Annotated in this window: 1 protein-coding gene and 1 pseudogene; one reads left to right on the forward strand and one right to left on the reverse strand. The window is 65.1% G+C overall.

The features are described from left to right. Nucleotides 1-217 precede the first annotated feature (217 nt). Nucleotides 218-1,613: pseudogene (locus GD1_RS23830) on the reverse strand (IS1380 family transposase). A gap of 162 nt (nt 1,614-1,775) precedes the next feature. On the opposite strand from GD1_RS23830, the gene GD1_RS23835 reads away from it, so the two are divergent. Then, nucleotides 1,776-2,434: IS630 family transposase (locus tag GD1_RS23835; protein ID WP_244882998.1), on the forward strand; the 659-nt coding region annotated here is incomplete at its 3' end.

Genomic DNA, 2,434 nt, shown 5'->3' on the forward strand with positions numbered 1-2,434 from the left:
CTAAGTCTTTGCTCCGATCGACGTTCTACGTAAGTTGAGCAGCTAGCCTCGATGTTTCGTCGGGGGTCGCCCGGTGTTTGAGCGGGCCCGGAGTGGTGGTCTGAGGACCGGATTCCGGACCGGGGCCGTGAGTGGGTGGCCGAGCGTCGGTGGGCGTCGGGGTTCACGGCCCCGAAGTGCGTTGTCCTTTCAGTCGGTGGGTCAGGCTGGCCGGGGGTCAGCCGGGGTCGGGAAGTGCTGCGAGTCGGGTGAGTCCGTCGAGCAGTAGCTGCCGGTGGGGTGCGGTGGCGGCGAGTGTGAGTCGGGTCCGCCGCGCGTGGCGGGTCAGTCGGGCAGCGATCGAAAACAGTTGTAGTCGTAGCCGTTTGGGTTCCCACCGTCGGGCGGGGGTGGTGTCGAAGGCGAGCATCTGCGTCCAGGCGATCAACTCACACGCCACCGCGACGATGGCACACCAGATGCGGTTCTGATCAAAACCGTGCAGGGGAAGGTTCGTCAGGCCGCAGTCTTTGGCGGTGCGGATGCGGTCCTCGCAACGGGCCCGCCGCCGGTGGCGCAATTCGAGCTCGGCCAGCTGGCCGCGGGGTGTGTTGGTGGCGAACGCGGTCAGCCGCATGCCGTCGGAATCGGTGAACCGCAACTGCGCTCCCGGATGCGGTGTCTCTTTCCGGACGATGACCCGCATCCCGGCGGGCCAGCCCGACAGGTCCAGCATGCCCGTCAGTTCCGCGACCCACGCCCCGTCACGCTCGACACCGTCGGCGTCGTAGGCCGGCGTCCACGCCTCGGGTAGTAGTCGGGCGACGATCTCGGCGATGGCCTCGGTGAGTCCGAACCCGACCGAGTAGGCCAACCGCCGCCTGGTCAGATACTCCAGGAATTCGTGGGTACCGCCAGCCGAATCGGTACGGATCAACACCGTCTTGCCGACCCGATAGCCATCGACGCCGGGTACCTGGACCAGGGCCTGCTCGACGACGGCGATGTGATCAGCAGCGGTGTTCGACCCGGCATTACCGGGCCGCAACATGATTGCGAGGGGTTCGCCGGTGCCGGCGGCTTTGGTGGTCGGCGAACGCGCACAGCGGGTGAAATCCGTAGCCTTTCTTCCAGTTTGGGGTGGCGTGTTCTTTGTCGGAGTGTGCGGTCACCAAGGTGGCGTCGAGATCGATGATCAACGGATGACGCGCATCGCGGTCGTGGTTGGGGGCTGCGGTGCCGGCCGCGGTCCACGCCTGCGCCCGGGCGGCGGCGCGGGCGGAGTTGATCGCCGACAAGGCTGCCGGTGCTTCGGTGGCCAGCGTGGAGATCAGCCGCGACACCGTCGGATCCGAGGCCACCGGCCCGAACACGCCCGGGTCGGCACGGATCTGGTTGATATCAGCCAGACAGTCGCCGCCCACGGCGACCGCGACGGCGAGGTCGAGCAGGATCTTGCCCGGATCGTGAGTGGCCAGAGGCTTGCGCCACGGCGTCAACCCGGTCGACAAGTGCCTGCTCAGACCGGTTTTCTCGGCCGCCCGCAGCAGGACCGTCGCCCCGGCGTGCGACACCACCCCGGTTCGGGAACCATCTACAGACAACGGCGGGTACCACGACGTAGACTTACTCACCTGAATGGTGCTCCTCGAACTGGTCCGATTGAAACTGTGGTAAGTCCAATCATCCCAGGTCAGGGCACCATTCTTCATTCACGACACGGAATCAGCGTGAAAGCCCGAGGCTAGTGGTGTGTCTCGCAAATAACCGTCTACATGTTGGGTACGATTCTCTGTATGAGTGGGCGAGCTGCGGCACCGTTGCCGTTGACCGATGGTGAGCGCGAGACGTTGGAGAGGTTGACCCGCAGCCAGCGGGTTCCGCATCAGCAGGTGCTGCAGGCCAGGGTGTTGTTGCTGGCCTCGGACGGGGTCGCCAACATCCGGATTGCCGAGGAGGTTGGGGTCCGCGCGGCCACGGTGCGGGCCTGGCGGAGCCGGTTCGGCGAGGACGGTTTGGCCGGTCTGGGTGTGATTCGCAAGGGTCGGGGTCGACGGTCGTCGATCAGCGCGGAGACGGTTGCCGAGATCGTGCGGTTGACCACGACAACGACACCGCCGGGGCAGACGCATTGGTCGTGTCGGACGATGGCGCAGCGAGTGGGGGTGAGTTCTTCTACAGTGCAACGGATTTGGTCGGATCTTGACGTGAAACCGCATCGAGTCGACACGTTCAAGGTATCCAATGACCCCCGATTCGAGGAGAAGCTGATCGATGTGGTCGGGTTGTATCTGAACCCGCCGGAGAAGGCGATCGTGCTCTGTATGGATGAAAAGTCCCAGATCCAGGCATTGGACCGGACCCAAGCGTCGCTGCCGATGGTTGCCGGTCGCGCCGGGACCATGACCCACGACTATAAACGCAACGGCACCACCACCTTGTTCGCGGCGTTGGA

The organism is Gordonia desulfuricans NBRC 100010 (genome assembly GCF_001485495.1).
Lineage (GTDB): Bacteria > Actinomycetota > Actinomycetes > Mycobacteriales > Mycobacteriaceae > Gordonia > Gordonia desulfuricans.